The following is a 4,332-nucleotide window of genomic DNA, read 5'->3' as shown; positions in this document are numbered from 1 at the left end:
ATATATTTTTCGTAAACTTGAATGGCGGTGCCGCGCACGCGCGTATCGGGGCCATTGCTATCGAAGGTTTGATGCCGTGCCGAGCCTGGCTTGCGGTTATTATTATTGCCGCTCCCGCCATTGCTCTGATTGCTATTGCCCTGATAGCCGCCTTGGCTTCGTCCCCGGGGACGCTTAATCTGCGGACCTTGTCTCATGGTACCCGTTTCTTGGCAGTATGTTTCTCGGCAGGGTTTTTGGCTGCTTATTCATCCAATGACCTGGGGTTCCAGTTCCACGGGAAACCAATTTTCATGGTATCCCCCGGTGCGTCTCCCCCGCCTGACTGGGAAGATGCAAAGATCAGGCGCGTCAGCGACCCTGATCCGCGCGTGATCTAAGATCACTGAATGCCGGAACAATCTGACCCTAGACGCAGCCCCCGGAATTTCCAACTGTTTTCTACCGGGGCGCGTCGCAAAACGGCTCAATTTGTGGCGAATAAGCAACAATCACTCGGTCGCGCCCGCCGAGATCGGGTAAACAGGTCACAGCGCACCAGCCCGCCTGTTGCAAGAGCGCCTGAACCGCCGCCCCCTGATCCCAGCCGATTTCGAGCGCCAGCAGCCCCCCCGGCACCAGAAAAGCCTGGAGGTCCACCGCAAAGCGCCGGTACGGATCGAGCCCATCGACGCCGCCGAACAGCGCTAGCGCCGGGTCATAGTCGCGCACGTCCGCCGCAAGCATGGCCCGGTCGCCCAGCGGAATATAGGGGGGGTTGGAGAGGATCACGTCGAAGCGCCCGGTCGGCATTTGAGTTAGGGCTTCTGTCCAATCACCCGCCGCAAACGCCGCCCGCCCGCCAACGCCGAGCGACGCGGCATTGCTTTGGGCCAGGGCCGCTGCCGCAGGGGCGCGGTCGAGCCCCACGCCCCACGCCTGCGGGCGTTCGGCGAGCAAGGCGATCAGCAGGCAGCCGCTGCCGGTGCCGAGATCGAGCAGGCGCAACGGCGCGGCGCGCTCCGTCCGGTCCAGGACGGCTTGCACCAAGGTTTCCGAATCCGGGCGCGGGTCCAGCGTCGCCGGGGAAATCCTGAACGGCAGCGACCAAAAATCGCGCAGGCCCAGAATACGGCTGACGGGCTCGTGCGCTAACCTGCGGACGATAAACCCCTCCAACCGGGCCAGCCCTTCTGCCGAAACCGCTGGCGTTCCCAGAGTGAGGGCGTGGGGCTTCCAGTCGAACGCCGCCTCCAGCAGCAGGCGCGCATCCAGCCGCGCACCGTCGATCCCCGCCTCGGTCAAGCGGCGGGTTGCCGCTCGCCACAGGTCTTGCGGATCAGGCCCTTCCTGGGGATCAGGCGATTTCGGCAAGCCGTTCGGCCTGATCTTCGGTAATCAGCGCCTCGATCATTTCATCGAGCGCTTCGCCGTTGAGGATCTTATCGATCTTATAGAGGGTCACATTGATGCGATGATCGGTGACGCGGCCTGCGGGAAGTTATAAGTGCGGATGCGCTCCGAGCGATCCCCGCTGCCGACCTGGGTTTTACGGTTGGCGGCGCGAATATCGTCTTGACGACGGCGCTCGGCATCATAGAGCCGGGCACGGAGCACTTTCAGCGCTTTCGCCTTATTCTTATGCTGGGATTTTTCATCCTGCTGGATAACGACCAAACCCGACGGTAAGTGTGTAATGCGCACCGCGCTGTCGGTGGTGTTCACCGACTGGCCACCGGGGCCGGAGGAGCGGTAGACGTCGATCTTCAGGTCTTTTTCGTCGATGTGGATATCGACTTCCTCGGCTTCCGGCAACACGGCGACCGTGGCGGCGGAGGTATGAATTCGGCCCGAGCTTTCGGTTTCCGGCACCCGCTGGACGCGGTGAACGCCCGATTCGAACTTCAGGCGCGCGAACACCCCCCGCCCGGTAATGGAGGCGCTGGCTTCCTTGAGCCCGCCCAGGCCGGTATCGGCGACATCCATCACCTCGAAGCGCCAGCCGTGGAGTTCGGCGTAGCGCTGGTACATGCGGAACAGGACGGAGGCGAACAGCGCGGCTTCCTCCCCGCCGGTGCCCGCGCGGACTTCGAGAATAGCGTTCTTTTCGTCCGCCGCATCTTTGGGGAGCAACTCGATATAGAGCGCCCGCTCCAGTGCGGGCAGGCGATCCTTGAGATCGTGGAACTCCTGCATCGCAAAATCGCGCATTTCGGCGTCAAGGCTCATATCTTCCGACATGGCCGCGAGCGAGGCGAGTTCCTGCTGACCTTCGGTTAATTCCCCGATCTTCTCGACGATGGGCGTGAGGTCTGAATATTCCTTCGAGAGCTTCGCCATTTCAGCCGGGTCAAGCCCTTCTTGGGCGAGCAACTCGTTGAGGTCTTTATGACGCTGCGTTAGCCGCGCCAGTTTTTCTTCCATGCTCATGACCAGCTACCCTTATTCCCGAAACGCGGCGCGGGCATAGCCCACCAGTTCCGAGAGCGGAACCGGCCCTTGCGCGCCTTCATCTAAATCGCGCCATTGCGCCACGCCCTGCGCGAGTTCATCGTCGCCCAAAATCACGGCAAAGCGCGCGTTGATTTTATTGGCGCGGGCGAGGCGCTTTTTCATATTGCCGCTATAGCCGAGATCGACGGCGATTCCGGCGCGGCGTAACGAGCGGGCGAGCGGAATCGCAGCCTGTTCGGCGGCCTCGCCCAGGGCGATTAAGGCGAGGGCACGCGGCGGGGCGGGCGGCTCGGTCGCCAGCATCGCCAAGCGCTCCACGCCAGCGGCCCAACCGACGCCGGGCGTGGCAGGGCCGCCCATCTGCTCCACCAACCCATCGTAGCGCCCACCCGCCAGAACGGTGCCTTGCGCGCCGAGGTCGGTGGTCACGAATTCAAAGGCGGTATGGCAATAGTAATCGAGCCCGCGCACCAGCAATGGATCGTGTTTGAAGGCGATTCCGGCGGCGGTTAGCCCATCGGTGACGGCTTTGAAGAAGGTTTGGGCGGCCTCGGTTAGATAGTCACCGAACAAGGGGGCGTTCGCCACCAGCGCCCTATCGCCCTCGTCCTTGGAATCGAGAATGCGCAGCGGGTTTTTTTCTAACCGGGCGAGACTATCTTCCGAGAGCCTATCTTTATGCGCCGAGAAATACTCGACCAGCGCGGCGCGGTAAGCCGTGCGGCTTTCGGCATCGCCCAGGGTATTGATGTGCAGCAGCACCCGGTCCAGCAGCCCGAGGGCTTCGAGAATATCCGCGCCCGCCGTAATCACTTCCACATCGGCCAGCGGCGTCGCCGGGCCGATCAACTCCACGCCGATTTGATGGAACTGGCGCAGGCGGCCCTTCTGCGGGCGCTCGTAGCGGAACATCGGGCCGTAGTAGAAGGCCTTGAACGGCAAGGATTGCGTGAGGCTATTGGAAATCAGCGCGCGCACCACGCCCGCCGTGCCTTCGGGCCGCAGCGCGAGGGTTTCCCCGCCGCGATCGGTGAAGACATACATTTCCTTCGAGACGATATCGGAGGTTTCGCCGACGGTGCGGGCGAAAACGTCGACAAACTCGAAAATCGGCGTCGCCATGCCCTCGAACCCGTAGCGCCCGGCGATCAAACGAGCGGTTTCGGCCACATGGCGGTGTCGGCGCGCGTCTTCGGGCAGAAGATCATGGGTTCCGCGTACCGGCTGCAACTGCGCCACGGGTTTTCTCCTTGGATGAGGATGGGCTTTCGAAACCCTTCGGCTATCGGCTTTAGCGGCGTGGGTCAAGGGGGCGGTTGACGATAAGGGCGGGCAGGGGCCTTGTCAGGCCGCATCGGCCCGCTATAGTCAGGGCATCATGACGAATAAATATTCTGGACTGACCCAACTCGGGCAGGCAACCGCCCAACCCGCAAGCCCCGACGCGGCGGTGTTGGAGGCCGTTCCCAACACGCAGGATGTGGATTACGTCGTGCGCTTTGTTGCGCCCGAGTTCACCTCCCTGTGCCCGCTCACCGGGCAGCCCGATTTCGCCCATTTGGTCATCGACTATATTCCCGGCGGGTTGCTGGTGGAGAGCAAGTCGCTGAAGCTCTTCCTCACGTCTTTTCGCAATCACGGGGCGTTCCATGAGGATTGCACCGTCGGCATCGCCCGGCGGCTGGTCGCCACGATCCAGCCGAAATGGCTGCGGATCGGCGGTTATTGGTATCCGCGCGGCGGCATTCCCATCGACGTGTTCTACCAAACAGGCCCCGCGCCGGACGGGGTGTGGGTGCCGGATCAGGCGGTGCCGTCTTATCGGGGGCGGGGGTAGATAGGCCGATTTCTGATGGGCTACCGCCCAAACCCGTCCCCGACGTGCTTTGCGCGTCGAAC

At 62.7% G+C, this 4,332-nt stretch carries 4 protein-coding genes and 1 pseudogene; 1 reads left to right on the top strand and 4 read right to left on the bottom strand.

Annotation, left to right across the window (positions count from 1 at the left end; translation table 11 throughout):
- The 4 genes and pseudogenes from VZ95_RS16265 to hisS form a co-directional block, all read right to left on the bottom strand.
- Positions 1–197 (bottom strand): DUF4167 domain-containing protein (locus VZ95_RS16265; protein ID WP_045776793.1); only part of this gene is annotated, 197 nt, incomplete at its 3' end.
- Positions 198–441: 244 nt separating this feature from the next.
- Complete coding sequence (gene prmC, locus VZ95_RS16260) at positions 442–1,353, bottom strand: peptide chain release factor N(5)-glutamine methyltransferase (RefSeq protein WP_045776792.1); 912 nt, start codon at positions 1,351–1,353, stop codon at positions 442–444.
- Positions 1,337–2,409, bottom strand: a pseudogene (gene prfA, locus VZ95_RS16255) (peptide chain release factor 1). The gene prmC and the pseudogene prfA overlap by 17 nt, the downstream one beginning before the upstream one ends.
- 12 nt (positions 2,410–2,421) lie before the next feature.
- Positions 2,422–3,672, bottom strand: a complete 1,251-nt coding sequence (gene hisS / locus VZ95_RS16250) for a histidine--tRNA ligase (protein ID WP_045776791.1) — start codon at positions 3,670–3,672, stop codon at positions 2,422–2,424.
- Positions 3,673–3,811: 139 nt separating this feature from the next.
- On the opposite strand from hisS, the gene queF reads away from it, so the two are divergent.
- Positions 3,812–4,270: a preQ(1) synthase gene (gene queF, locus VZ95_RS16245; RefSeq protein WP_045776790.1), complete on the top strand. Its 459-nt coding sequence runs from the start codon at positions 3,812–3,814 to the stop codon at positions 4,268–4,270.
- The last annotated feature ends 62 nt before the right edge of the window (positions 4,271–4,332 follow it).

The sequence above is a fragment of the Elstera litoralis genome (genome assembly GCF_000963705.1).
GTDB classification, from domain to species: domain Bacteria; phylum Pseudomonadota; class Alphaproteobacteria; order Elsterales; family Elsteraceae; genus Elstera; species Elstera litoralis.
The sequence above is the reverse complement of the archived record's forward strand: the minus strand, read 5'-3'. Positions and strand labels throughout refer to the sequence as shown.

Bases quoted from the DNA above. Each gene is read 5' to 3' on its own strand.
- queF (WP_045776790.1), top strand. From the start codon at position 3,812: ATGACGAATAAATATTCTGGACTGACCCAACTCGGGCAGGCAACCGCC.